The sequence below is a fragment of the Methanolinea mesophila genome (assembly GCF_017873855.1).
Lineage (GTDB): Archaea > Halobacteriota > Methanomicrobia > Methanomicrobiales > Methanospirillaceae > Methanolinea_B > Methanolinea_B mesophila.
In genome coordinates, this window is sequence record NZ_JAGGKR010000001.1 from 64375 (window position 1) to 91245 (window position 26871).

Consider the following 26871-nt stretch of genomic DNA (forward strand, 5'->3'; position numbering starts at 1 on the left):
ATAAAACGACGTTTAATCCGGATATCTGGTGTAAAATTGTTTTTTCCGGATGCCCGGAGTTAAACTTATCATCACATCGGCACTATTCACGCGTACCCTGAGAGGGGAAGGGTGCAGGGAAATGCCGGACGTTTCCAGGACGGAAATCGGGAGAAGGATGTTCGCGCTTCAGAAAGAGAAGCATGTGGAGCTGGCCATTGAAAAAATCCGGCCGAGTCTGGGCTCAGACTGGGCCCGGCTCACTCACAGGGATATCGAGATGCTCAAGTATATCCTTGGCGGGGCATGGGTTTCGATCGACCGTCAGACATGGGAGAAGATCGCATTCTCCCGGATGACCTATCGCAATGTGATGGATCTCATCGCTATTGGGCAGGATTTCCATTCGAATGAGATGGATCAGAGAACCGCGGTGGAAAAAGCGACCAAGATAATGCTGAAAACCTACGAGAATACATTATAATTTTTTTCTACGCTTCATGGAAGTTGCAGTGCAATGCACTAATGTTGTGCATGCATTTAAATGAGTGAATGGTAGTAGTGTGATCTGTTCGATAGTCCCGGCAGTCCGGGTACTAATTCCGGTAGTGTTCACCATGAGGTCTTACCGCCATCTCCGTCATGTCCTGGTCACGATGAGATCAGGAAGGAACCACAGCGATTGTAGCGATCCGAGGATAATTCTCTCCGTGTGCGAAAGAATTGACAAAAAGAAGCCGGGCGGGTGAATACGTTCCTGTCTAGGGCGGGATCGCGCCGCTCCCGCCCCCGGACCCGGTCTTGACCATATTTTTCTTCCGGTTCAGCAATTTTTTGACTTTTTTCAACCGGTAGAGATCTTCCCGTTCCCGTTCTTCGATGGTGATCTTAATATATTTCGCCTGTCGCCTGAGTTCAGGGATCAATACCTGCTCGAGCGCGTTTACCCTGCGACGATTCATCTGGATCTCTTCTCCGAGCCGTCGGAGAGCCGTTTCGGTCTCTGCGAGCCCTATGATAAGATCAAGCTCTGCTTCGTACTTCTCCGCAGTTTCGTCGATCCGCCCGCTTACTCCGAGGATACTATAGCCGCGCTGCAGCGAACCGATCGAAACCCGTTTTTTTTCGATGATCGGGACCGGGACCCCCATGATATTCTTCCCTGATATGTCGAGTACGATAGAACGACGGGTGGCGAAAGAGGCCGATTTCAGGGTGACCGGATCATCGACGGCCTGTGCAGTGAGCAGGGAACGCTGGGCGCTCTCTGCGATAATCTCCAGTTCCTCCCGGGAGCGGGACACCGTGTTCATGATTTGGAAAAATTCCCGTATCAGTGCGTCCATTTTTTCGCGGAGGAGGTCCCTCCCCTGTTCTGCGAGTCGGATTTGGGCCCTTTTTTTGATGAGTTCCATCCGGGTGGGATTTACCTGCTCCATTCTATTCTCCCGCCTTTAAAAGCGGATGATACTTCCGGATATACTCTTTCTTTATCCGCTTCAGCTCGTCTTCCGGAAGGCTTGCCATGAGGTCCCACCCGATCCCGAGCGTCTCCTCTATCGACCGGTTCTGATCCCCCTGGGTGATGAATTTTTTCTCGAATTCATCTGCAAACGAAAGATACACCTTGTCCAGTTCGGTAAGTGCCTCCTCTCCCACTATCGCCACAAGTCTCCGCAGATCGCGCCCGTACGCATACGACGCGTAGAGCTGGTCCGCCACATTCCTGTGGTCTTCCCTCGTTTTTTCCGGCCCGATTCCGAGGTTCATGAGGCGTGAAAGGCAGGGAAGCACGTCGATTGGCGGGTCCGCCCCTCTCCGGTAGAGATCTCTTGAAAGCACGATCTGGCCTTCGGTGATGTACCCCGTAAGGTCGGGCACCGGGTGGGTGATGTCGTCGTCCGGCATGGTGAGGATGGGGATTTGCGTTATAGATCCGGATTTTCCTGTGATTCTTCCCGCCCGTTCATAAATCGAGGCAAGATCGGTATACATGTATCCCGGGTATCCCCTGCGCCCGGGGACCTCTTCCCGGGCGGTCGAAATTTCCCGCAATGCTTCACAATAATTTGTCATGTCCGTGAGAATGACGAGGACGTGAAGATTGTGGGTGTATGCCAGGAACTCGGCGGTGGACAGGGCACACCTCGGTGTCGCCACCCGTTCGATTGTAGGATCATCCGCGAGATTTAAGAAGAACACGACTCTTTCGAGGGCTCCTGTCCTTTCGAAGTCGTTCATGAAAAACGAGGCTTCCTTATGGGTAATGCCCATGGCCACAAAAACCACGGCAAATGCCTCTTCCGCACCCGGGACACGTGCCTGACGGGCAATCTGGGCCGCGAGCTTGTTCGCCGGAAGACCGGATCCCGAGAAGATGGGGAGTTTCTGACCGCGCACGAGGGTATTCAGACCATCGATCGCCGACATCCCGGTCTGGATAAAATCTGCGGGTTTATCGCGGGAATAGGGATTGATGGGTGTTCCCGATATATCCACGGAGTCCTCCGGGATGATCTCGGGACCTCCGTCCCGCGGTTTGCCTACTCCGGTGAAAACCCGCCCCAGCATGTCCATCGATACATCGATGGCCGGCGCCTGACCGGTGAATCTCACCGAAGTGGTATCGCTGTCCACGCCGCTCGTCCCTTCGTAGACCTGCACCACCGCAAGGTCGTGCGAAATATCCAGGACCTGCCCGTTGCGTTCCTCTCCGCTTGGAAGCGTGATTCTTGCGGTTTCCCCGAACGATACACCCATCGGGCGTTCCACGAATATGAGCGGGCCGGAGACGTAGCTGACCGTCCGGAACTCGCGGTCGAGAAGGGAAGGGACGCTCATTCTTCCACCTCCAGCGCCTCGATTTTATTCCGGATTTCATCCACGAACCCCTTGATCTGTTCCGCTGACTCGACTTCTTTCATCCGGGCAATTCCGGATTTTAGCGGGAGAGCCGAGACCTGGCGAAGGTTCACACCACGGCCCATGGCATCACTCACCGCCTCTTCGTATGCCAGGATGGCGGAAAGCATCCAGTACTGCTTTTCGAGGCGGCAGAAAGAATCGACATCACTATAGGCGCTCTGCTGGAGGAAATCTTCCCGGATCATGCGGGTCACTTCCAGTATTGCCTTCTCGCTCTCGGGCAGCGCGTCGGGGCCCACCAGCTGGACTATTTCCTGTAGTTCCACCTCCTTCTGTAGGAGGTACATCGTCCTGTCACGGAGCGCTTTCCAGTCGGAAGCAACATTCTCCCTGTACCAGGGTTCGATGCTGTCGAGATACAGGGAGTAACTTTTAATCCAGTTCACCGAGGGGAAATGCCTGCGGTACGCCAGGTTGGTGTCGAGCGCCCAGAACGTGCCGGCAATCCTGAGAGTGTTCTGGGTAATCGGCTCGGAGAAGTCGCCGCCGGGAGGGGAGACCGCACCAACGATGGTGACCGATCCTACCCGCTCTCCTTTCCCGAGGCATTCCACCCGCCCGGCTCTTTCATAGAATGCCGCAAGACGGGTGGCCAGATAGGCGGGGTACCCTTCCTCTCCCGGCATCTCTTCGAGTCTTCCAGAGACTTCCCTGAGCGCTTCTCCCCACCGGGAGGTCGAATCTGCCATGAGCGCCACGTCGTAGCCCATGTCCCGGTAATATTCCGCCATGGTGATGCCGGTATATATCGATGCTTCCCTTGCTGCCACCGGCATGTTCGAGGTATTCGCGACAAGGACCGTCCGTTCCATCAGGGGAAGCCCGGTCCGGGGATCCACGAGCTCGGGGAACTCGGTCAGCACGTCGGTCATCTCGTTTCCCCGTTCACCACACCCGATATATACTACCACCTGCGAGTCAGCCCATTTCGCGAGAGTCTGCTCTGATACGGTTTTCCCGGTACCGAACCCGCCAGGGATCATCGCAGTCCCGCCCTTTGTGAGAGGGAACAGGAAGTCGAATATTCTTTGGCCTGTAAGGAGGGGCGAAGTGGGATTCATCTTTCTTCTGTAGGGCCTTCCTTTCCTGACCGGCCAGAGTTGCATCATGGAAATGGTGGTACCCCCCTCCAGGCTGCACACGGTGTCGGCGACAGTAAATTTCCCCTCGTGGATCTCGGCCACTTTTCCCGAAATCCCGGGAGGTACGAGTATCCTGTGGACCACGTGGAACTCCTGGACCGTGCCGATGATATCTCCTCCCGATACTTCGTCACCGGTTTTTACGGAGGGAACGAACTGCCATTGGACGCTCCTGTCAAGACCCGGGACCGAAATCCCTTTTGAAATGAAACTCCCGCTGGCTTTTGCAAGTACGGGTAACGGTCTTTGCACCCCGTCATAGATCGAGGAAATGAGCCCCGGCCCCAGTTCGACGGAGAGAGGTTGTCCTGTATTTTCCACGGGTTCGCCGATGGACAGACCCGTTGAGTCCTCGTATACCTGGACTACGGCCATATCCCGCTCAAGACGAATGATCTCTCCTGAAAGGGAGTATTTTCCCACTTTCACCACGTCATACATCTTCGAGCCCGTCATGCCTCCGGCAATCACTACAGGCCCTGATATCCTCGAAATTTTTCCCTGAATCATTTCAGTGCCTCAATACCACGTTATACCCGATTGCCCTCCGCAGGAGGCGTTCGATATAGCCCGGTCCCGCTCCCCCCCGGAAATGCACGGGAATCGGCAGAATTATCGGCCTATACGTGCGTTCAATGCGTGCAATCAGTTTTTCATCGAGCAAATCGATAAACTCCTCGTTTACCGCGATTATCCCCGTATCGTCCCGCAGGAGCAGGGGCGGGATGATCTTCCGTGCCTCCTGGGGATCGGCAGCTTCCATGACTTCAACCCCGGTGAGCCGGAAGCCCGGGGCGGTATCCGGATCGGTGACTACAATGAATTTATACATACAGGAGTGTCTCCTCAACGTCTGCGTCCGATATCATGGCGGTTTTAAACCTGCCGATAATCCGGATGTTCGTCACCTCGTTCTGTTTTTCAAACAGATACCCGATACAGAGCACACCTCCGAGAGGCTCGCTGTGATAGAGCGATGCCCCCTTGCGGACAAGATACCGGTCCATTTCTTTTTCGATAAGTGAGATTTCCGCGTTTGCAAGAGACTGAAGCGGCAGTGAGACCAGGAATTCATAGGATGTTCCCTGGAGAACCGAGACAGCCTCCCCGATAGAGGGGGCGGCGACAAGTTTCCGGTACAGCTTGAGTGGCAGGTGGGTCCCGCCGGGAAGGAAATACTGGGCCGATTCCTCCGGGGAAATCCCTTCACGATTCATTTTTAACGCCGTCTTGATGTTGACGCTGTCAATCTCAGCCGCAAGGATCGATTGCATCAGCTTGTGATCCGCGGTCTTCCCTGTGAGGGTCTTTTTGGAGTTTTCATAGTGGAACAGATCCAGCGCATACTCCAGAGATGAGAGGCTGCCCGTTTCCGCGTACTCCTTCATATGTGCGGTCAGCGGGCGGGTGTAGATCACATCCCATGTTGCGAGCAGATCCACGACACCCCGTACATCGCCCTGTTTTAACAGCTCATTGAGAAGGGCTGACGAGATCGTACCGGCTGGAATCAGGCATTCGGTGATCTCCTCCGGAGAGATATGGATGTGAATGCCCCTTATGATCGTTTTGAGATTGTGGATATCGTAGCGTGAAACGAAGATTCGCACGAAAATTTCGGCGTCACTGCCGGCGAGAAGGCCCTGGACTTTCCTGAATGTTGTTGCGAGATTTTTGCGCAGGGCATACTCTATTCCGCGGATTCCAGGATAAAGGACGGTACCTTCTTCGATTTCGGCCTTATAAGGAGTTTTTCCAAGCTCGGTCACCATCGCGGGGATATCCGGCTGCACCAGAAGTGCTTCGTAGCCTTTCCGGTCCAGAAGACGGCTGTGCATTCCTCTAATCCTGGCGTTGGCGTATCCGTAATCCATATCATTCTCCGAAGAGGATCCGGCAAACCTCCTTGTTATATACGTTCCGGGCCTTGTTCAGTCGTGATTCCAGGGTATTGTAAACCCTGATCCTTCCATCAGCAGACGAGACTTCAACCCCCCCTGCGGTAACCAGGTCGGGGACCAGCTCTGCAGTGACAGATTTCCCTTTCAGGATGCCAATGGCGAGATCCTGGTCCCTTGGATCGATATGAACCCTGATCTCCATTGCTTCGATCGCCGCAAGGGACTCTGTGAGGAGTTGTGCGAACTGCTCCCCGTAGGCGGGATCGGTTCTCGCTCTGGCGAGTCTTTCTCCGGCTTTCCGGAACGCCTCGTCCACGAGGCGCTCTTTTTCTGTCGTGGTAATAACATTCTCCTCGCCCCGGATCTGGTAAAGGGTCCGGTTCCTTTGATCTCTCGCCTCCGAATGTGCCTCATCCAGGAGGGATTGATGCACATAATCGGCTTTTTCAGATGATTCCCGGGTGATCTCCTCGACCCTGGCATTCGTTTCCGACCGGATCTCTGAGATCTTTTCCTCGGCACTCTCTTCCATGGACCGGACAAGGTCATTGTATGCCATACTCGATCGCGTCCGCTGTCACCCCTCTCTTACTCGCAAAAACTATTCTATGGGCCAAAACTGGCGACATTTCACCACCCGGAACAAATCCGGTCAGGTTACTGCACCATTATGATGATCATTGAAGCCACCACGAACCCGAGAATGACCAGGGTTTCGGGGATTGCTTCCAGGACAATAATGGTCCCTGACGTTTCCGGCCTCTCTGCAATTGTTCCTGCACCGGCCGAACCGATTCTCGACTGTGCCCAGGCAGTACCAATTGCTCCGCCAGCAAATGCGATAGCGGCCCCGATAGGGACTTCCCAACCGACCATTTACACCTCTCCTATGCATAAGCATATTACTAATGTGATATAAAGATATAGATGTTAGAAAATTGATTTTTTTCATAAAATCGAATTAAAAATATAACATTAATTTCTCGTTCTTTTAATAAATAAATAATTCTGTATCCGGTAAAACATTTTGCGCGGTTTTTTTGAGTTTTGCTCTAATGAGTAAAATTAATTTTTAAATCCGGGGCAGAATAATTGTCTTTTTTTTATTCTGCCCCTTTATCTCTCCCGAAAGGCCGGTATGGTTCACCCCCTCCCTCGTAAAATTTCGAATAGAATTCCACGATGTGAAGCCGGACCGAATGCAACGACGGGCTGAACATCGCGAGAATGACGTTGAGGGCATGAAGAAGCGTAGCGATAAGTATTCCAACCACTGCAACGCCGAGTGCGCCCCCGAGCTCGTTCGCTACGAGGGCAAGAATAACGGATGCCATCCCTATGGCCATGATACGGGCATAGGAAAGGATGTTCCCCAGCGTGCTCATTACCTCTATCGCGCCCATCGTTCCACCCCCATAGATCAGGAGGGGGACGAATACCACCATGAGTGCCGCCGCAATAATTGTCCCGAATTCCGGGATTATACCCATTAACGTAACCACCAGGATGAGAATGCCGGCAATTACGCCCATCATCCCGATCTTTTCAAGGAGGTGTTTCTTCTTTCTGCGGTATATCGCGTTGAGTGCGCCAAGCGAGAGGCCGATATAGATGTGGATAACGCCGATTACGATGGCCAGCACGAGAAGAGGTACTATCGCCTCCAGCCGGTTCCACGTGATCCCGAAAAGAGTAACAGGCTCTATCCAGCCCATTTCTTCGCCGAGGTTCCCGAAAAATTCCCCGTAGAGAAACCCGAAGAATATGGTGGGTATCGCACTGATAAGAAGGATGTTTGCGAGCTGCTGGATCCATTCCATCATTTTGAACCTCCATTTCATCACCAGTGCGAATGCAATGATACAGAGCCCGTATCCGATATCCCCCACGATCACTCCGAAAAAGAGAGGGAAAAAAATCGCCATGAGGGGGCTTGGATCGATCTCGACATACTTGGGCGGGCTGACCAGCTTCATGAAGAATTCGAATGGTTTGACCCACCGGGGATTATCATAGAACGTCGGGGCGTTCTCGAGTTCCTCTGCCGAGACATCCATTTCAGATACCACCACCCTGTTCCCGAAGGCATCCGAAAGGGCTGCTTTTGTCCTCTTTAAAAATTTTTTCGGGATCCATCCCCGGATTAGAATAGTGTTTTCCGACTGTCCGAAACGGTTCAGGGCACGTATCTCTTCGAGCCGGTCCTCGAGCAGCCTGGCCAGTGTCGATATTTCCAGGTATCTTCTGGAAGAGAGCGCGGCGAGGTCGCCGTCGATGGTCTTTATCTCAGTGTCGATCTCCTCCTTGTTTCGTGCTATCGCATTAAGGGCCTCGTCCAGGGGTATATTCGCATACTCGCGGGGAATTCTCACCTCGTTGACATTCTGCGAGAACAGAAAGGAATGGACCTGTTCGGAGTATTTCTTGGAAAAAACGGTTATTGCCGCAATATTATTTTCGTCGAGTTCCGCGGTGATGAATTCAAACTGGTTGTGGGTAATCGCCTTCAGCTGCGGACGAACGAGGTCGAGAATTTCGTGGAATTCCTTCTGGATAAGCAGGACCGTGACTTCAAACCCCTCTAAAAGAGGGACCTGGCTTTCAATGGGCTGGATTTTTCCCATTATTCTTGCATAGTTGTCGAGTGTGGTACGACGAAGCTCAAGATCCGACCTTCGGTTGGCAAGCTCTCTGGTATGACTCTCAAGGTTGGAGATCACCTGATATGCCCGCGCAATGAGGGCGCTCGTAGAGAGTTTCTGGAGCGATTCCTCACAATCTCCCATTTTTACGGGTTCTTCGTCGGATACAGGCAGGATGTGGGCGATTCCATGGAGTTTCACCAGGAGGGCAGATATTTCTTCTTCTTTGGGAACTTCCATCCTGGTAAAAATCTCCTGTCCATTCTCCAGAATGCCCGAGATATCCTGAAGATGTATCGTACCCTCCCGGTACAGCACGTCGATTATCTCCTGGTAATCCCTTCTCGGGCCCACTACCAGGACGCTCTTCATCTTCTGAAGCATATCACGAAGAACCTGCAGTGGCGTTTACAATGAAATCCACGGCCCTGGGCATCATTGCTTCCGCCTTTTCCTTTATCATTTCACGTTTGAGGCGACTATCAGAACGGATACCGGTAAGATCTCTTTCAAGAGACGCAGTTGCTTCCTGAATAATCTTCGCGGATTCCTCTTTGGCCCGGTTTACTGCATTCTGGATACGTAATTCAGCCTCTTTTTTTGCGGTATCCAACGAGCTCTCCATTTCCCTGGCTACAACATCGCACCTCGTCTTGAGCTCCTGCTCTTTTCGCTGCACGATCTCCAGTAAAGATCCTTCATCCTCCATTTCAACACCTCACAATAGTCCATGCTGTTTTTTTAAAGAAGAAGTAAAACCGTTCCGTACCATGCCGCACCTCAACTCCTTTTTCGGAGGACCGGGGGCATTGCGGGCCTCCACTATGCGCTCTTCACAGCGTTTTAAAGCAGCTTTTTTAAGCTTCTCTAAAATTTCCATGCTTATTTCATTCATCGCAGCCACATTCTCTCCGACTTCTGCGTCGTCGGATGGATGGTAGTCATATTTAATATAAATAAATTACCTATACGGAAGATCGTTCAGTATGGCGCTGCATTGCATTCTCAGGCAAATGATACCGCAGCTGCCCGGATATTCTTCCTGCCCGGGAGGTCACACCTCACAACCCGGACCCGTATCAGGGGGGAGATATCCGTGAATTCGGGAATCTTTTCAAAGATCCTCTTCCCTACGGATTTTTCAGAGCATGCGAAGAGGACGCTGGACTGTATTGCGGGGCTTCCCGGAATCAGCGAGGTTGTGCTGATCCATGTCGTCGAGGCCAAAAGAATCGTCCGCGCGGCGTGGGGGTCCGAGGCGATGACATCCTCCGCGAACCGTAACCTCTACGAGGAGTGTGAGTACCTGAAAAACCAGGGAATCACTGTCCAGTCTATACTGAGAAAGATCCGAAGCGGGTCGGTCGGTGCTGCGATAGTCGGTGAGGCTCTGGAATTAAAACCAAGCATAATCCTCATCGGGGCGCGGGGGGAAAGTATCGCCACCGGGGTTTTGATGGGAAGCGTGTCGTCCCACGTCCTGCGCTATTCCCCCGTTCACGTCCTTATCATGAAATATCGTGTAGTCGAAGCTCTTTCCGGCCCGGCATTCGAGAAATACTGCCCCAGGGTCCTTTCGCGCGTTCTCTGCCCGACAGACTTCTCGCCACATTCTTCCGTGGCGCTGAACGATATCGCACGGATTCCCGGGATTGGAGAGATCCGGATACTCCATGTGGTCATTTCAGAAGAAGATTCCAGTGAACTGCAGGAGAAACTGAATGCCGCGGAACATGAACTCTCGAAAATCGTGGCTTCCCTCGCCCGGTCGGGAATTTCCTGCAATAGCAGCGTGCGCGTGGGGGATCCTGCCTCTGAAATATCACGCATGGCGGATGAGGAAGATGTCTCCCTTATCGGGCTTTCTTCGTACGGAAGGGGTTGGCGGGGAGGAGCTCTCTTAGGCGCCGTGGTGTCGGAGGTTGCGAAGAATGCCGCCCGCCCGGTTCTCGTGCTGAGAACCCGCCTGCCCGCGGAACCGGGAATCATGGAATCACGCTGAAGCGGAAATAAGGAGATAAAGAAAGAGCGCGAGGCCTATCAGGATCGAAGCATAAAATGCAATCTCGAAGAAAATGAATAATTTCTGGATGTATTTTCGGGCTCGCCTGCTTTTCATCAGTTCCTTAAGCCAATCGTCGCGGGGATAAAAATGAGGGTGATGTCTCATCCCTGCTCCCCTTTGAGAAGCTGTTTGGTACGTTTGCGTCGGAACTGGTCCTCGCGTTCTCTCTCTTCCAGGTGCATCTCGATATACCGGTGTGTCGCCTGGATCTGGGGGATATAGATCTTTTCCAGCGCATTTACCCTTCTCCGGGTTCGCTTCATCTCCCGGTTTATCCGCGTGATAGTTCCTTCGAGTTCTGCCAGGCGCAGCAATTCGCCAAGGAGGTTCTCGAATTTTTCAAGTGCCTCGTCGAGTACGGCGGAAGTCCCGAGGATGCTGTATCCGAGACCGGAGGATGTGCCGGGTCTTTTCTCCTGCAGAGGGATCCGGGGAACCGAAACTCCCATGACTTTGGCGGTATCCATGGGAATGTCAGGAATACCGGGAATGGAATGGGCGATCATTTCCACGCTGGTGAGTCCCATGAACATCTCAGCCCGTCCAAGGGTCCGGAGTGCGTTTTCAAGGGACTTGTTCACGAGTTCTTTCTGTCTCAGGTAGGGCTGGCGGTAGGAGAGGTACGCGATGGTCATCGCATCCAGTTTTTCTTCCAGCAGATCGTGACCTTTCTGTGCCAAAACCTCCTGCCGCTTTAGTTTCAGCAGTTCGATCCTGGTCGGCCGGATACCCGGGGCGAGGGAGGGGCTCATACTTTGCCGCTCCTGTAATGCGGGTGATAGGTGCGGATCGTCGCCGTATCGATGCGCCTGAGTTCGCTCTCGGGGAGCAGCGCCAGGAGATCCCAGGCCAGATCGAGAGTTGCCTCGAACGTCCTGTTCTCTTCGGCATCCTGGCCGATAAATTCCTTTTCGAAGCGATCCGCGAACAACAGATAGTTACGGTCGATATCGGTGAGTGCCTCCTCCCCGATCACTGCGACCAGCCCCTTCAGTTTTACGCCCTGTGCGTATGCGGAATAGAGCTGGTTGTTGACTTCGGCATGGTCCTTCCGGGTCCGCCCCTCGCCGATCCCGCCCTGCATAAGCCGGGAAAGGCAGGGGAGCACGTTGACAGGCGGATAAATCCCCTTGCGGTGAAGGTCCCGGGAGAGCACGATCTGCCCCTCGGTGATGTACCCGGTAAGATCGGGCACCGGGTGCGTGATATCGTCATCAGGCATCGTGAGTATCGGGATCTGGGTGATGGAACCATTTCTGTCCCGTATTCTTCCCGCCCTTTCGTAAATGGTCGCGAGATCGGTATACATGTACCCCGGGTATCCCCTGCGCCCCGGCACCTCCTCCCTCGCAGCGGCGATCTCTCTCAATGCCTCGCAATAATTGGTGAGATCCGACATGATCACCAGAACATGCATCCCCTTCTCGAAGGCGAGGAACTCCGCGGTGGTGAGTGCCAGCCGCGGGGTGATGATTCGTTCGATCACCGGATCATCCGCAAGATTCAGGAACACGACCGCCCTTTCGAGCGCACCCGTAGTTCTGAAATCCTTCAGGAAATACGCCGCTTCTTCATGCGTAATTCCCATCGCCGCGAAGATGACCGCAAACTGTTCCTCCTGTCCCCGGACCCTGGCCTGCCGGGCGATCTGGGCCGCAAGGAGATTATGGGGAAGGCCGGCTCCCGAAAATATTGGGAGTTTTTGCCCTCTGACAAGCGTATTCATCCCGTCAATCGCGGACACCCCGGTCTGGATGGAATCGCGGGGATGTTCGCGGGCGTACGGGTTGATGGACGATCCATGGATATCGCGAATCTCTTCGGGTATCGGGAGCGAACCTCCGTCAAGCGGATTGCCGGTGCCGTCAAAGACCCTGCCGAGCATCTCCCCGGTGACTCCGATATGCATCGTCTCGCCGGTGAACCTGACCCGGGTGGTATACGTATCGAGATCGCGGGTGGATCCAAAGACCTGGACGATGGCCCTGGCAGTCCTTGTCTCAAGCACCTGGCCCTGGCGTTTTTCGCCCGACGGCAGGGTTATCACCGCCACTTCCCCGTAGGCAATTCCCTCGACTCCATCAACCACCATGATCGGGCCCTCCACACGTGAGACGGAGGTATACTCTCTCGCACTGTGTGTCATTCGCTCTCCACCCCCACGGCAGAGAACTCCGAGCGGAGTCCGGAATCGATCTGCCGGAATAGCTCCGCGGAATCTTCAGGGGATACCGTACCCATCCGTGCAAGCATGCCTTTCACCGGGAATTCCCGGATGGTCTCCGCGGTTACCCCGAGGGCCACCGCCCTGTCCGCAAGCGAGAAAAAACGGATATCGGCCAGGACCATCCGGACAAGTTTTTCGGGGCCGGTATAGGTGTCGTGGGGATGGAACGCGTACTGCATCAGCAGGCTTTCACGGATTATCTCGGCTTTCAGGAGCACCAGACGGTCGGTTTCAGGAAGGACTTCCGGCCCCACGAGCTTTATCAGTTCCTCCAGTTCGTTCTCCCGCTGCAGGATGACCATGAGTTCCTCCCTCATCTTTCTCCATTCCGGGTTCTCGTTCTCCTCCCACCAGGCGTCCACCGCGCCGGAATACAGTGAATACGAGTTCAGCCAGTTGATCGCAGGGAAATGTCGGCGGTAGGCGAGTTCCGAATCCAGGGCCCAGAATACTTTGACCATGCGGAGGGTGTTCTGGGTCACCGGTTCGGAAAAGTCCCCTCCCGGAGGGGATACTGCTCCGATGACCGAAACCGAACCCGTCGCGGGTTGTTTCCCAATCGTGATCACTTTTCCGGCCCTCTCGTAAAAATCTGCCAGCCTGGAGCCGAGATACGCCGGGTAACCCTCTTCTCCCGGCATTTCCTCCAGCCGGCCGGAGATCTCTCTCATGGCCTCCGCCCATCGCGAGGTTGAATCCGCCATCAACGCCACGTTATAGCCCATGTCACGGTAATACTCGGCAATGGTTATCCCGGTATACACAGACGCTTCCCGGGCCGCGACGGGCATGTTGCTGGTATTCGCGATAAGGACCATGCGGTTGATGAGCGGTTCCCCTGTCCGGGGATCCGGGAGTCTGGGAAACTCCGTCAATACATCGGCCATCTCGTTTCCCCTCTCCCCACAGCCCACGAACACCACGATATCGGCACTGGCCCACTTTGCGAGCTGGTGCTGTACGACAGTTTTTCCGGATCCGAAGGGCCCCGGTATTGCCGCAGTCCCTCCTACCGCGATCGGAAAAAAAAGATCGATGACCCGCTGTCCTGTCAGCAGCGGATCGCCCGGTTCGAGTTTGGTAGTTATGGGACGGGGGACCCTTACAGGCCATAACTGCTCCATGGTGAGCGGGACCCGGCCCGTGGCCGTTTCCAGGATACCAATGTCGTCCTGAAGGGTATAGTCACCTTCATCCGCGATCCGGGTGAACCTGCCGGCGAGCCCCGGAGGGACCATGACTTTGTGGACGATTGGTCCCTCCTGGACATGCCCGAGCACATCGCCGCCTGTCACGGTGCGGGAGGATTCCCCCGAAGGCATGAACGTCCAGGAGGCGGTGCGGTCAAGCGGGGGGACCCTGCTTCCCTTCGGAATAAAATCTCCCGAAATCCCGAACATCTTTTCGAGCGGACGCTGGATGCCGTCAAAAATGCACCCGAGAAGGCCGGGACCGAGCGCCACCGAGAGGGAACTTCCCGTACCTGTAACGGGTTCCCCGGGAATCATTCCCGCAGTCTCCTCGTAGACCTGAATCGTTGCCGATTCCCCTTCGAGGGCGATGATCTCCCCTATCAGTTCATCCTTTCCGACCCTGACGATCTCGTACATGCGGGCCCCGGTCATCCCCCCTGCCTGCACCACCGGACCGGTTACCCTGACCACCGTTCCGGGATTTCCTGGTTCCCTCATCATTCTTTTCACCTGACCTGATGCGGGAGTACATTTACACCGGGCGGAAGTTCTCCCGTATCTTCTTCCGTTCCGAGGACTACCATTACAGGATAGGCCCCCTTTTTCATCTGCAGCGCGGCTTGTATTCTGGAGACCGAAGATTTCAATGCACTGTCGACCACGATCACCCCGACTTCGGGGTCATGAATCCACCGGCCGATCACCTCCTCGTCTTCAGCCCCGGGGACTGTCGCGAGCGTGTTCTCGATTCCCGCCAGCCGGAAACCCCGGACCATCCTCGGGTTTCCGATCACGGCAATTTTCACGATACCGCCTCCTGCAGGACCAGGTTCGGCAACGCCTCTTCAAGCGTCCGCATTTCGAATCCTGTATGGAAGAATATACGAAGATTTCTCATCTCGTACTTCCTGGAAACCGCAAATTTGATGAGCGGGCCCCCGGTAAGGTGGTACACCGACGAAAGCCCTGTTGCTTTGGCAAGCATGTACCGGTCCAGGGTAAGTTCACAGGCTCCGAGATCTATGCTGCTTCCTGGTACCTGTACGAGGGGTTCGAGGACATGGAAATATTCGGATCCCTCCAGCTGACGGAGGATATCCGCCGGACGTGCGCTTTCATAAATCTGCCTTAACCGCCACTCTTCGTAGTATGCGCCCCCCGGGACCAGCCAGAGGGACACCAATTCCAGGGGAAGATTTCGGGATTTTGCCCTTAAAAGGGTAAGAATGTTGGTCACATCCGCGTATACCCCGGTAAATGCAAGCACCGCCGGGAGGACTGCGGGATCCACCCTGCCTTTGCTTGCATTGAGATTTTTCATCACGTACAGCCTGACGGCGGATTCAAGCGGCCCGATGCTCGAGGTTTCCTCATATTCCGGGAACGCTGCCGCCAGAGGGGCGACGTACGGTGTGCCCTGCAGTCTTGAGATAAGATCCTTGATATCGGTGCTTTCACCGATGCTGTCGATAAGCGCCGGGGTGATACATCCGATCTCTGCGATATGGGCGGGAGCACCCGGACGGATGCCTGCCGAATAAACCGATCTTAACGCGGCGATTATCTGTTCGCCCTCGAAAATGCCTATGTACGCTGAGAAAAACGGGCGGATCGCGTCCGGGAGCGAGGCCCCCATCTTCTGGATCTCCTGATAATGCCATGTTTCGAGTATTTTTTCCACCCCCTCGAGCGTTGTATTTTCAGGAATTTGCGGCCCTGCGCCTGACTCCATAAGGACGGTGAGAAACTCGGAGAACGATCCCGACTCCGCGAGGGCTTCCGCCTGCGACCTCGTTACGAAGGGGTTTCCCACAGCCTTCACCCTCGCAACGGGATAGGCAAAGAGCGCAATGTTCAACAAAACACGGAAATACCCAAAAAATGTACCGATAATCAGGATTACCAGGACAAGCAGGGCAAGACCCACGAGGATCATGGCGACCGGGTCGACAGCGATGGAGCTGATCAGGGTATCCAGATCCCCGGGTGTCATGTCCGCCCTCCTCGTACGGGAAAGAGAATATCTGATGTCTCGATGATCAATGCCCGCTTTAATCGTTCCCTTCTTGCTTCGAAGGTGTTGTCGACTGTTATTTTCCGTTCGGGGGCTGCCAGGATCATTCCCCCGGTGGTGTCCAGCGAATTCCCGGTCACCGTGAGTGAAATATGTTCTCCCGGGAATGATTCGGCGACGGACATAGCGAGTTGTCGATCTTCGGGATGGACGGAAATTTCAGCCTTTCCGGTTCCAAGTATATCCAGGGCCTCCTCCAGGAGATGCCTGAATATATCCCCGTATTCCGGCGAGTTCCGTACCGAGAGAAGGGATTCCTCCGCACGGGAAAAGCATCCGGCGACGAGGGAGTCACGGAACTCCCTCACCGTGTTCCTGGAATCCATCCGGGCCTGCGAAAGTGTCTGCTGGACGGAGATCTCGGTCTTTTTTGACTCCGACCGATGCAGGGAGGCGTATTCACGCTCCGCGTCCTTTGCAGCCCTCGCAATTATCCCTTTCGCCTCCTCCTCGGCCGTGGAAGTGATTATCCGTGCCTCTTCTTCTGCGTCTTTTCTAATTCTTTCCTCGATCGCTTCCAGGCTCATCGTTCCTCCGCTCGGTCACATGGTGAAAATCCCCAGGCCAAAGAGTATGAGAATCGCCACGAGCAGACCGAATATCGCGAACGTCTCCGACATAGCGGCGAACACCAGGCTCCTTCCCATTGCTTCGGATCTGCGGGCAGTGGCGGCAATTCCTGAGGCACAGGTGATTCCCTGACCTATTGCTGAAAATCCTCCGAGTCCTACGGCAATCCCCGCACCGATGGTGGCAATCCCGACGCCGAGCGTGGTGATGAAATCATGGGTGATCATACCGGTGAACACCATTATCAGGATGGCGACGAGCAGTCCGTAAATCGCCTGTGTTTCACAGATCGCAGAGAAGACTACTCCCTTTCCAAACATTTCCGGTTTTTCTCCCGTTGCCGCGATTCCGGCGGATGCCGCAATCCCCTGCCCGATAGCCGACAGCCCCGCGAGGCCGACCGCGAGCCCGCCTGCGATCGCCGCAAATCCCACGGCAAGGGTAAGGGTCATGTCGCCGGAGATGAGGCCGGTGAAGGCCATCAAAAGGACCGCGACCAGAAGACCGTAAATCGCCTGGGTCTCGCAAATCGCTGCGAAAACAATCCCTTTTCCGAACATCTCCGGTTTTTCCGCGGTCGCGCCGATCCCTGCAGCGGCGGCGATCCCCTGCCCGATTGCAGAGAATCCCGCAAAACCCGTGGCAAGTCCGGCACCGATGCAGACCACTCCTGCCGCAAGGGTGGCGACGAGGTTTCCGGTAAACATCCCGGTGAACGACATGATCAGGATCGCTGCCAAAAGGCCGTAAATCGCCTGGGTCTCACAGATCGCGGCAAATACTACTCCTTTTCCGAACAGTTCCGGTTTTTCCGACGTGGCCGCGACACCCGCCGAAGCGGCAATCCCCTGCCCGATCGCCGATGTTCCCGAAAGACCGATGGACAACCCGCATCCTATCCCTGCAAGACCCGCGGCCGTGGTCGCGATGTAGTTGCCGGAGAGCAGTCCGGAGAAGACGAGTATGAGAACGGCGACGAGCAACCCGTAAATCGCCTGAGTTTCGCATATAACCGAGAATACGACGCCTTTCCCGAAAGTCTCGGGGCGCTCGGCGGCCGTTGCGACGCCGGCTGATGACGCGATCCCCTGCCCGATCGATGAAAGTCCCGCCAATCCTACGGCAAGACCTGCTCCCACCGCGGAGAGCCCGATAGGAATGGGAATATCCCCCGCGGTACCTCCCAGGAAACCGCCCGAAAGCAGGATGAGAACCGCAACGAGAAGCCCGTATATTGCCTGCGTCTGCGGAATTGCGGTAAAGATAAGCGCCATACCAAATTTTTCGGGTTTTTCCGCGGTCACTCCGGCCGACGCCGCTCCGGTGATACCTACCCCTATGCCTGCCCCTATCGCAGAGAATCCGACCGCAATTCCTGCCCCGATGGCAACAAGCGCGGTCCCTGGCCCGATTGGCATCAGGCATCACCCCGGACCGAGTACATGCGTTCCATCCGGAACGGGGTGAATGCCTCCCCTCCGCCTATGAAGAACTTGCTGAAGAATTCGATGTACTGGAGGCGGATTGAATGAATCATCCCTCCAAGGCTCTGGATAATCAGATTGAACAACTGTCCTCCGAGGAACACCAGGACCGCGAGTACCACGAGATAGGGGCTGACCTCCGCGACGAGCTCGGCGAGAATGTTTACCGTCATGGCGATCCCCCCGGTGGCCAGTGCCAGTGCGAGAATACGGACATACGAGAGCCAGTCCCCGAGGAATCCGGTGAGTGCAAAGAAACCCATCGGTCCCCGGGAATAGAAAATTATCGCCAGCCCGGCGACAATTCCGGCGACAGCCACATACAACACGTTCGTCCCAGCCGTGATCCACCCGAAAAACACTGCCATGAGAATGGCGGCAGAGGGCTGGATGATAAACCAGACGCCCTGGTCCATCAGCGCCGGATTGTATTCCTTCTTCCTGATGTTCTGATAAAAACCGAGAGTAAGACCGAGGTTGATGTGAAGGATACCCAGCAGGAGCGCAATCTGGAACATAGCAATAGGATCCTTTATCGGTTCGAGGAGCACGAGGGGCGGGGAAATGCCAAAGAAACGACTGGGTACATCCCCGAACCATCCCCCCTGAAGCGTGCCGAAAATTACCGCCGATATCCCGCACCAGGTCAGGATGATGGAGAGATCATGGAATACGGAGCTCGAGCGACGGAATCTCCAGTATAGCAGGAATCCGGAGAGGGTCAGCAGAATGCCATACCCCGCATCGCCGAGCATAAGCCCGAAAAATATGACGAAGATGGGTGCCATGAACGGAGTGGGATCTATCTCGCCGTATTTCGGCCTGGCGAACATGGTGGTGAGAAATTCGAATGGCCGCAACCAGCGTGGGTTGTCATACATTACCGGGGCCTCCTGGGGACTCTCCACTTTTTCCGGGCGTGTTGAAAAGAAATGCCCGCATGTGGATCTGTCCATCGCGGCAGTGAATGAATTCACTTCGCGTGCCGGGATCCACCCGCTCAGGTAGGTTACATCCCGGCTGGATCCGCTCTTTGGGATAAGATCCAGTTCCTCTTTCCGTATACGGAGTTCTTCCCTTATCGCGAGAAGTTTCCTCTCGTAGGTATCCCTGAACATTTCGAGACTGTTGATTCGTTCCCTCTCGTGCTCGCGTAACTCCCTGATCCGGTCGCGTATCGTGGCAAGGGCCTTATCGGGCGTTCCCTCGCACTCCTCACAGTGTAGTACCGAGACACCCGAAAGACGGAACGAGGGATGGATGGATGGTCGCAGGTGTGCGGGGTACGCAATGAGAACCACTTCCCCGTCCTTTGCAGTTTTTTTATCAATGAAAATCTCTTCGGCACCTGCGGCCGTCACCTGCTGTAAAAACATCCCGGTTTCTTCTTTTTTTACCATTACTGCGCTGACGGAGAAGGTGGTAAAATCACCGAGCAGGGCGAGATCCAGCTGAAAAGGAAGGAGAAGATTGACATCGCTCTCCCTTCTTTCCAGGGACTGGACCTTTTCCCTGATGGTGATCAGGGCCGACTTGTCCCGGAGCGTACCCTCGGTTTCTGTAAGAAGTGTGTCGATCTGCCTGAAACAGTCCTCAATGGATTCGACCCTGACGGGAAACGGGTTCGCGTCGGGAGGAGTGAAGAACAGCCCGAGTGCTCTCACCATGGAGGCGGGGATTTCTTCGAACGTGTCGAGCACCTGGTTCAACCGCACCTGGTACTCCGCACACCTGTCGAGTAACTCCGGACGAATTCCCGGTTCAAGGGATCCCTGGAGCGGGGAAGTCGGATCCTTCAGCGGGATCACTTCCATCATCCCGGCCTCATACATGGCTTCCACCCCTTGCATCCTGAAGGCATTATGAACGCCCACATTCAGCATGCACATATCAGAAGGGTAAAACATCGGATTTACCAGTTATGCGGTTCACTATGTGCGTTACGGCTTCACCGAGTTTTGGCTCGCTATCTTTTTGAATTTCCGCGACGCGTTCTTCTCCTTCATTTCGGATCTTCGCGGCGGCAAGATCTGCAATCCTGTGGCTCTCGGCTCTGGCCTGCTGGACTTCGGCCCATCCTGCTTCTATCGATCTTCGCTTGATGGCTTCCGCTTCGGTCCTTGCATCGTTCAACAACCGTTCTGCCTCCGTGCGTGCCTGGGACAGCGTCGTCAGTGCGTGGTTTTCTGCGAGCTTGATCCGGGCAATCTCATCATAGACCATAATCCACCAGGCGAAGGCAGGATAGTTAGTGATACTATGTCCACATCATAAAACTTTGCCACCCCTTTTTTTCGGATATCCCGAATTTATCTCCTGTATTGTGATCCGGGTGTTCCAATACGGACCCGGCAGAGAAGGTCATTTCTTGTCCAAACCGGGGGTGGAAACCCCCTCGGAAGGATGGTCCCGCGACACCTTCCTCCGGACTGGCGGGAGCAGGGTGAAGACCATAAGGTATCCCCGGGAAAAAATACCGGGTGCGCGGGAGGAAGGGTTCTCGATACAAGAAAATATCAGTAAACCATGACCGGTATCTCTATCTGTCCAATAATTCTGGACACCGCAGCACTTATCCCGTTGACCGTGCTTCCGGTTCGTCCGTAATTCCTTGAAATGAGCAGTAATGAAAAAGTTCCCGAGAGCCGGACAGTGGTCTCTTCGCAGTCACCGAGCACAATCCGGGATTTCACCGGTATCTTCTCCTCCCGGAAAGGGATCCCTGCCCGTTCAAGAATGAAACGACCTGAAATCTCGGATTCTTCGAGCCAGCTTTTCGCTGACACCGGACCATATGAGTGTTCGAGTGACTGGAATATCTTCTGGTCGATTACGAACAGCAGAGTTACCGGGCATAAGGACAACTGGAGAAGCATGAGCAAAGGAAAAGGACATTTACCGCTCCTCGTATCGACAGGCAGCAATGCTCTCAGGTGCTGCAGGTATCCCGGTTCCTCTTCGGGAACGAGGATTTCACGGTAATTCTCTGCGACGAATCTGATTTTTTTTCCAGCCGCCCTCTGGAATTTTCGTTCCAGGAGGGCATTGTAGTAGCCCATATCCGTTCGTCAAATGAGTAACTCCGGTTTCATATATTAAAAATTTCTCCCTTGTACCCAACCTCTTGCTCCCTAATCCGGAGGGATCAGGGGACTTTCAATGCCGTTGACCGCACCCGATGACTCCTGGGACTCCTGAAATGCGGGGAGTCGCATGCATGAACGAAACCGGGGAGTATAATGCTATGCGCGCCGTATCCGGATACCCTCGCCGAAGGAACCCCCAAAAAATCTCTTCTCCGCCCCCGGCTTTTTTTCAATGTCCGTACATTGCGCAATACGGGTAAATTATTGAAAATTCATCAAATTCCCCGTGTATCCCACTGGACCATCGCCTGTCCAAAAAAATGAATAAACCCCCTCCATGAATGTTTCTTGCGGTTTCCGGTACCGCCGGAATCCTTCCTTTTGACGGACAGAGATGATAAAAAGAATAATTATAAATAATATAATGCCTATAGGGGAGCTGCCTCAGAGGGAGGAACACTGGGGATACATGCCGGCTGCAATGAGCGGCAGACCGAAACGGCAACAGGATCTGCTGCGGTATCCATTGCATCCCGGAGCCGAACAAATGTTCAGGAAATATCAATAACCTGCCGGATGGATCCGCACCCCGGGACGGAAAAGGGCGACGGGTGAACAAGACATCCGGTGTGGAACCGTCTTGATATTCAGCGGACATGATGCCGCAGGCCTGAAGAAGCTGTATTCCGAAACGGCGGATGGAATACAGGTGAAATGTGCTCAGGTCGGATGCGGGGCCGACCATGTGATTCGCACAATCCTCTCATGGGGCACCCCCTTATCCTTGATCCTTTCTTTGAGCGAACGCCGGAGAGGCATTCCTTACTGGTTCCCGATCGTGAAATTTCTATGTTCATCCCTGCTATCCCGGCCTACTCATGATCTTGAACGTACCTCGTCCGGACAGGACCTCCCTGGCAAAGGCTCTGCTATGTGCCGGATGTTTTGACGTCACGCTGTATACGGAGATACCCTCTGGCGGGAACCGGCCTTTCCGATGCATGACCTTTCGGAGGGGGGGGTCCGTGCGGAGGTCGGTGCCCCCGGGAACCTTCCGGTCCCGACGAAAGCTGGAGAACGTATGTCCGGAGCACCAGGGGAGCGGCACGTACCGTCTTTACCCTGTCTGTTCGGAAAAGAGTGGTGGCATCACAAGGAGGCAGCGGCCCCGGGAGGATTGCCCCCCGGGGCGTCTACCATTGGATTGGACGTTCAGTCGGTGACTTAGTTGGACACTAATACACCTGCAATAGACATTGAGATCAATGTTTATTAAATTTTTTGAAACGTTGTGAGAAACAACGCATATTTCTGCCGTTTTTACTCCCATCACCAGCACTCCTGAACTACTTCGGCAATCCAACGATTGGGAGAAGAGCGGCGTGTCCCGGACCGCGAGACTCATCCCCCCTGCCCGTTCCCCTCGTATCACTGGTCCACCTTGGTCACCGCCGCCCTGCCCCCGGATCCCCGGGAGAGGCCGGCTGACACATCTTCAGGAGACCGTCCCTGAATTCATCGATATACTCCTTCATGGACAGGCTCCCGTCCGGGAAAGGACAGTCGATATCCCGCAGGCGTTCGATCGTCGGCCGCGTCGGGAGAAGAAGGTCCATTTCGACGCCGGATCTCTGGCACGCTCCGGCCATCGCCTCCCGGAACACCCCGATACAATACGCGATCCTCCTCCTGTAAAGGTCGCGGGTGCGATCGAGGAAACACGCCAGGCGGTAGGATTCGATCCGCAGGAAATCCTCCCTGATCCTCGTGTCGGTGCATTTCCCGAGCATATAGTGATAACTCTCGTAGGGATACATCAGTTCCAGCTCCGCGGGGACAACGCCACAGGTTCCGAAGATGATGATCTGGTAGTCCTCCGGCTCGAGAACCTCCCCGATAACCCTGCGGAAGAGCCGGTGGCTGGGGCTGGCACTATAGGGTTTCTTGACCGCACAAGGGAGAAAAATGGCAATGTCATTCTCCCGGAGCGGGTATTCCTGCAATATATAGCGGAATGCCTCTTCGAACTGGGGGAGGTAAAAAGGTTCCTCGGTGAGCGCCCGGTGCTTCACCGCACCTCTCGGCAGGTATTCCCCTGTTCGTTGTCCGTCTCCCATCGCAAATATCGTCCTTCAGACCGCGGGTAAAATGTTCCCGGCAAAGTGGGTAACAGGGATCCCTCCCGTATCCCCGGGACCCGTTCCCGCTGCCTGAACAATATGCGACCCGGGTGTGGTTAAGACATTCCATCGTTTCACACGCGTCTCGCGGCCCGGCCCTGAAACGAACCCCTGCCCGGCGCGCAATGCGAAAATTTATCGTCAGATGCGCAGTAGTATTCAATTCAACAAGAGTCGGCAGAACGGGGGGTTCGATCATTCCTTTCCGAAAAGAATCCGGGAAAAAGGAGAGCGAGGTCTGGTATCACCGGGGGATTTCGCTCCAGCAGCAATCTCGTGCCAGAGAGGCGATCGACTGTTTCGACCGGGCGCTGGAGTTGAACCCGGGGCATCTCTTCGCCCTGGTGCAGAAGGGGGCACTGCTCGAGAAAGAGTCCAGTTTCAAGGAAGCGCTGGACTGTTTCGACCGGGCGCTCGCGATTCATTCGCGGTACGCCTTTGCCTGGTACCACAAAGGGCTGTGCCTCTCCTCCCTTGGTCTCTACCCCCAGGCGGCCCAGAGCTATTCCCGGGCAATAGAACTTGATCCAGACCTCGCGAAGGCCTGGTCCGGGAGGGGCATCTGTAACTTCGCACTCGGCAGGTTCAGGGACGCGCTCACCGATTTCGACAGGGCGTGCAGACTTGACACCACCTATAGCGAAGCCTGGGTGGGCAGGGGCCTCACTTACGCGGCCCTTAAGCTCTATGATAAAGCCCTTCCCTGTTTCGAACAGGCTATCGAGATCGATCCTCTCGACGAGGTCTCGTGGTACAACCGCGGAAGGAGCTACTCGTTCCTCGGGGATCTCCGTGGTGCCCTTGAGTGCTACACCCGCTGTACCGTGCTCGCCCCCGCGGATACCGACGGGTGGTATCAGCGGGGACGTATACTCGCCCTGCTCGGGGATCACAGTGAGGCGCTGACCTGCTTCGAACGGGTCCTGGAAGCCGATCCCGGGAGCATGCAGGCGGCAGTCGCGAAAGGACTTTCGCTGCAGGCCTTGCACCGGCTGGATGAGGCGCGCGCCGAATTCGACCGCATGATTGCAAAAGACCCGGGGGATATCACCGCACTGATGGCGAAAGCGTCGGTCTGCCGGGAGGAAGGAGACATCACCTGCGCCACGGCCTGCTATGAGTCCGTCCTCAAGAATGACCCTTCGAACCTCCCGGCCTGCATGAACCTCGGAATCCTCTGTCATACCACGGGGGAGACCGGGAAGGCACTGGAGTATTTCGACCGGGCGATTGCCATCAAGCCCGATTACCCCGTAGCATGGTATGACAAAGGGAGGATCCTTGCCGCAGCGGGAAGGCACCAGGAGGCACTCAGGTGTTACGACCATATTCTTGTCGAGAGTCCCGACGACGCGGATGCGTGGTACAACCGGGGTTTCTCTCTGAACGAGCTGGTTCGGCATGAAGAAGCAATCCGCTGCTATGACCGGGCGATCGAGATATCCCAGGGCGATCCGGACTGCTGGTACAATAAGGGAGTGAGTCTGATGCAGCTCGGCCGGTACCGGGAATCCATCCAGTGTTTCGACCGGGTTATCGAACTCGACCCATCAGACCCGGCGAGCTGGTATTTCAGGGGAGTGTGCCTCGACGACCTTGGACGCCACCGGGAAGCCCTGATAAGCTACGAGAAAGCCCTGGAGATGGACCCTTCGGACAGCACCAAGTGGTACAGCAAAGGTGCGGTGCTTGAAAAACTGGGGTGCTATGCCGACGCGATGCAGTGTTTCGAGAAGGCGATCTCGGAGAACCCGGAGAATGACAAGGCCAGGATGGCACTCGAACTGCTGATGCGTCACGAAGGGGCGAAAGGTTAGGTCAGGGTCCCCACTTGAACCCCTGGAGGCTCAGATCGTTGAGCCACTTGTCGAGAAAGACGCACAACTCGTTTTTTACTTTCAGGTTTACCTTTCCCGGCTCGGGATATACGACTTTTCTCTCGTGCTGGTCCTGATATACCAAGGGCTCGGCCCTTTTCTGGTCGGGGTACACCCTGATCTCGATGTCCGGATCTGCGACCATCTGGCCGTCGACGACCGGGTTCTGCGAGAGGGCATAGAGGTTCTCATCGAGGCGGTCGACACAAAGCGGGAGATAGGGGGGATTTTCTATCACTACGGACTGCCTGACCCTGAGGATCCCCATCGCCTCCATCTTCTTGAAAATTGACTGGTATACGTCCACTTTACTTCACCAGGTCACTGTAAAAGACAGTATGGAAAAAATCTCCTATAAATCTATCCCGGATAATCCCTCACCACGGCCCGGGAATGCCGGGACCTCCTGAAGCCTGGGGGTCCAGGAGATTCGGAAGCGTGCGGCGTCCAATTCAATCCTTCCGCATCGCCGGATATACGAGCCCTGCAATGAGGGCATTTAGCACGGCAGTGGCGAGAATGACGGGGACTATCAGGTCGAGGAGTGGAGTCGCGGCAAAGGTCCCAAGTATCCGGTCCCCCGCGAGAGAGAGGGTTATCCCGGTTGACGAAAACCCGCTTGCCAGGGTGGCAAGGAATACGGCGAGTGCGGGTGCGAGGCGGGTCCGTCCCTCCATGGCGATGAACGCGACGATGCAGACCCCCGCCGCGAGCGGCTCGCTTATCAGGAACACGGGGTTGAACGCGGAACTGCCCACCAGGGCATCCAGTACCCCTCCGGCAAACCCGATCCCGATTGCCGAAGGGAAGGAGGGGCGGGTGAGCATGATGGCGAGACCGTAGAACGCCACCATTACGTCGGGAGTCACCGGGGCCCCCGAGAGAACGAATACGAACCGGACAACGGTGCCCATGGCAAGAAATGCCGAGATTAAGAAAAGGTCGCGGCGTTCCATGATCCACAGATGCCGTTCTCCCTTTTTATTTCTTGCGAATAATCAGGGGGAACCCTTCCTGTTTTGTCAGGAGTATCCCTCCGAATACCTCCATAGCGGAGCGGAACCGGATTGCGAGTTTCTACCCTGGCTCGATACCGATAAGCGGGAAGACACGCGAAGCCAGCCCGATTGCGAGAGCGGTCGGAAGAATGCCCGAATCGGGGAAACCTGTCACCAGACCGACACCGGGCGCGTAGATACTGGCGGCGCTCGAGAGCAGGACAAGCACTGTCCGGCGGGCATAGCAATCCCTGCCGGGCTTATCCATCTCAAACAATGGCTCGAAGATCATCATGACTCCGATCGCGACGAGGATGGCGAACGCCACCCAGTGGTCGAACCCGGCGATGAACGCCACGAGATAAAAACCCGGACCCCTCCGACGACCGCCATGAGGAAATGGAAACCCCGTAAGAATGATGCGATGACCAGTCCGGTCCTTCAGCTTCGCCGAACCTGCGGCCAGGGCGACAGCGCAACAGTCCATGGACAGGCCGATTGCAACCCGCAGTATGAGGGAGAACAATT

At 55.2% G+C, this 26871-nt stretch carries 27 protein-coding genes; 3 read left to right on the forward strand and 24 right to left on the reverse strand.

Annotation, left to right across the window (positions count from 1 at the left end; all coding sequences use genetic code 11):
* Positions 1 to 157: 157 nt before the first annotated feature.
* Complete coding sequence (locus tag J2741_RS00310; protein WP_209672993.1) at positions 158 to 463, forward strand: hypothetical protein; 306 nt, start codon at positions 158 to 160, stop codon at positions 461 to 463.
* Between the two features lie 277 nt (positions 464 to 740).
* Here the strand turns inward: J2741_RS00310 and J2741_RS00315 are convergent, their stop codons facing one another.
* The 10 genes from J2741_RS00315 to J2741_RS00360 form a co-directional block, all read right to left on the reverse strand.
* Entirely contained in the window at positions 741 to 1418 is a 678-nt protein-coding gene (locus tag J2741_RS00315; protein WP_209672996.1) for a V-type ATP synthase subunit D, read from the reverse strand.
* Between the two features lies 1 nt (position 1419).
* The gene (locus J2741_RS00320; RefSeq protein WP_209672998.1) at positions 1420 to 2820 is read right to left on the reverse strand and encodes a V-type ATP synthase subunit B; all 1401 of its coding nucleotides are present in this window, start codon (positions 2818 to 2820) and stop codon (positions 1420 to 1422) included.
* Positions 2817 to 4556 carry a V-type ATP synthase subunit A gene (locus J2741_RS00325; RefSeq protein WP_209672999.1) on the reverse strand — a complete coding sequence of 580 codons (1740 nt, stop codon included), beginning with the start codon at positions 4554 to 4556 and terminating at the stop codon, positions 2817 to 2819. The genes J2741_RS00320 and J2741_RS00325 overlap by 4 nt, the downstream gene beginning before the upstream one ends.
* A gap of 1 nt (position 4557) precedes the next feature.
* Positions 4558 to 4878, reverse strand: coding sequence for a V-type ATP synthase subunit F (locus J2741_RS00330; protein WP_209673001.1), 321 nt, complete (start codon positions 4876 to 4878; stop codon positions 4558 to 4560).
* Complete coding sequence (locus J2741_RS00335) at positions 4871 to 5920, reverse strand: V-type ATPase subunit (protein ID WP_280896992.1); 1050 nt, start codon at positions 5918 to 5920, stop codon at positions 4871 to 4873. The genes J2741_RS00330 and J2741_RS00335 overlap by 8 nt, the downstream gene beginning before the upstream one ends.
* 1 nt (position 5921) lies before the next feature.
* Entirely contained in the window at positions 5922 to 6506 is a 585-nt protein-coding gene (locus J2741_RS00340; protein WP_209673005.1) for a V-type ATP synthase subunit E, read from the reverse strand.
* Positions 6507 to 6604: 98 nt separating this feature from the next.
* Entirely contained in the window at positions 6605 to 6823 is a 219-nt protein-coding gene (locus J2741_RS00345; RefSeq protein WP_209673007.1) for an ATPase, read from the reverse strand.
* Between the two features lie 227 nt (positions 6824 to 7050).
* The gene (locus tag J2741_RS00350) at positions 7051 to 8973 is read right to left on the reverse strand and encodes a V-type ATP synthase subunit I (RefSeq protein ID WP_209673009.1); all 1923 of its coding nucleotides are present in this window, start codon (positions 8971 to 8973) and stop codon (positions 7051 to 7053) included.
* Position 8974: 1 nt separating this feature from the next.
* Positions 8975 to 9298 (reverse strand): hypothetical protein, encoded by a 324-nt coding sequence (locus tag J2741_RS00355; RefSeq protein ID WP_209673011.1) that lies wholly within the window; start codon positions 9296 to 9298, stop codon positions 8975 to 8977.
* 9 nt (positions 9299 to 9307) lie between these two features.
* Positions 9308 to 9484 (reverse strand): hypothetical protein, encoded by a 177-nt coding sequence (locus J2741_RS00360; RefSeq protein WP_209673013.1) that lies wholly within the window; start codon positions 9482 to 9484, stop codon positions 9308 to 9310.
* Positions 9485 to 9685: 201 nt separating this feature from the next.
* Between J2741_RS00360 and J2741_RS00365 the strand changes: the two genes are divergently transcribed.
* On the forward strand, positions 9686 to 10591 hold the full coding sequence (locus tag J2741_RS00365; protein WP_209673015.1) for a universal stress protein: 906 nt from the start codon (positions 9686 to 9688) through the stop codon (positions 10589 to 10591).
* Positions 10592 to 10755: 164 nt separating this feature from the next.
* Here J2741_RS00365 and J2741_RS00370 read toward each other — a convergent pair whose 3' ends face one another.
* The 11 genes from J2741_RS00370 to J2741_RS00420 all read right to left on the reverse strand — a co-directional run bounded on the left by J2741_RS00370 (position 10756) and on the right by J2741_RS00420 (position 23405).
* Positions 10756 to 11406, reverse strand: a complete 651-nt coding sequence (locus J2741_RS00370; RefSeq protein WP_209673017.1) for a V-type ATP synthase subunit D — start codon at positions 11404 to 11406, stop codon at positions 10756 to 10758.
* Positions 11403 to 12800, reverse strand: coding sequence for a V-type ATP synthase subunit B (locus tag J2741_RS00375; RefSeq protein ID WP_209673019.1), 1398 nt, complete (start codon positions 12798 to 12800; stop codon positions 11403 to 11405). The genes J2741_RS00370 and J2741_RS00375 overlap by 4 nt, the downstream gene beginning before the upstream one ends.
* On the reverse strand, positions 12797 to 14575 hold the full coding sequence (locus tag J2741_RS00380; RefSeq protein ID WP_209673021.1) for a V-type ATP synthase subunit A: 1779 nt from the start codon (positions 14573 to 14575) through the stop codon (positions 12797 to 12799). The genes J2741_RS00375 and J2741_RS00380 overlap by 4 nt, the downstream gene beginning before the upstream one ends.
* 5 nt (positions 14576 to 14580) lie before the next feature.
* Positions 14581 to 14880, reverse strand: a complete 300-nt coding sequence (locus J2741_RS00385; protein WP_209673023.1) for a V-type ATP synthase subunit F — start codon at positions 14878 to 14880, stop codon at positions 14581 to 14583.
* Positions 14877 to 16067 carry a V-type ATPase subunit gene (locus J2741_RS00390; protein WP_209673025.1) on the reverse strand — a complete coding sequence of 397 codons (1191 nt, stop codon included), beginning with the start codon at positions 16065 to 16067 and terminating at the stop codon, positions 14877 to 14879. The genes J2741_RS00385 and J2741_RS00390 overlap by 4 nt, the downstream gene beginning before the upstream one ends.
* Complete coding sequence (locus J2741_RS00395) at positions 16064 to 16675, reverse strand: V-type ATP synthase subunit E (protein ID WP_209673027.1); 612 nt, start codon at positions 16673 to 16675, stop codon at positions 16064 to 16066. The genes J2741_RS00390 and J2741_RS00395 overlap by 4 nt, the downstream gene beginning before the upstream one ends.
* 15 nt (positions 16676 to 16690) lie before the next feature.
* Positions 16691 to 18136 carry a V-type ATP synthase subunit K gene (locus J2741_RS00400; protein ID WP_209673029.1) on the reverse strand — a complete coding sequence of 482 codons (1446 nt, stop codon included), beginning with the start codon at positions 18134 to 18136 and terminating at the stop codon, positions 16691 to 16693.
* Positions 18136 to 20052 (reverse strand): V-type ATP synthase subunit I, encoded by a 1917-nt coding sequence (locus J2741_RS00405; RefSeq protein ID WP_209673031.1) that lies wholly within the window; start codon positions 20050 to 20052, stop codon positions 18136 to 18138. The genes J2741_RS00400 and J2741_RS00405 overlap by 1 nt, the downstream gene beginning before the upstream one ends.
* A gap of 40 nt (positions 20053 to 20092) precedes the next feature.
* Positions 20093 to 20425 carry a hypothetical protein gene (locus J2741_RS00410; protein WP_209673032.1) on the reverse strand — a complete coding sequence of 111 codons (333 nt, stop codon included), beginning with the start codon at positions 20423 to 20425 and terminating at the stop codon, positions 20093 to 20095.
* 293 nt (positions 20426 to 20718) lie between these two features.
* On the reverse strand, positions 20719 to 21261 hold the full coding sequence (locus tag J2741_RS00415; protein WP_209673035.1) for a hypothetical protein: 543 nt from the start codon (positions 21259 to 21261) through the stop codon (positions 20719 to 20721).
* Between the two features lie 1472 nt (positions 21262 to 22733).
* Positions 22734 to 23405 (reverse strand): DUF5591 domain-containing protein, encoded by a 672-nt coding sequence (locus J2741_RS00420; protein ID WP_209673037.1) that lies wholly within the window; start codon positions 23403 to 23405, stop codon positions 22734 to 22736.
* Positions 23406 to 23593: 188 nt separating this feature from the next.
* On the opposite strand from J2741_RS00420, the gene J2741_RS00425 reads away from it, so the two are divergent.
* Positions 23594 to 25285, forward strand: coding sequence for a tetratricopeptide repeat protein (locus J2741_RS00425; RefSeq protein WP_209673038.1), 1692 nt, complete (start codon positions 23594 to 23596; stop codon positions 25283 to 25285).
* Between the two features lies 1 nt (position 25286).
* Here the strand turns inward: J2741_RS00425 and J2741_RS13065 are convergent, their stop codons facing one another.
* The 3 genes from J2741_RS13065 to J2741_RS00440 all read right to left on the reverse strand — a co-directional run bounded on the left by J2741_RS13065 (position 25287) and on the right by J2741_RS00440 (position 26869).
* Positions 25287 to 25652 (reverse strand): DUF1249 domain-containing protein, encoded by a 366-nt coding sequence (locus J2741_RS13065; RefSeq protein ID WP_209673040.1) that lies wholly within the window; start codon positions 25650 to 25652, stop codon positions 25287 to 25289.
* A gap of 145 nt (positions 25653 to 25797) precedes the next feature.
* The gene (locus J2741_RS00435; protein WP_209673042.1) at positions 25798 to 26301 is read right to left on the reverse strand and encodes a hypothetical protein; all 504 of its coding nucleotides are present in this window, start codon (positions 26299 to 26301) and stop codon (positions 25798 to 25800) included.
* 121 nt (positions 26302 to 26422) lie between these two features.
* Complete coding sequence (locus J2741_RS00440; RefSeq protein ID WP_209673044.1) at positions 26423 to 26869, reverse strand: manganese efflux pump MntP; 447 nt, start codon at positions 26867 to 26869, stop codon at positions 26423 to 26425.
* Between the last annotated feature and the right edge of the window lie 2 nt (positions 26870 to 26871).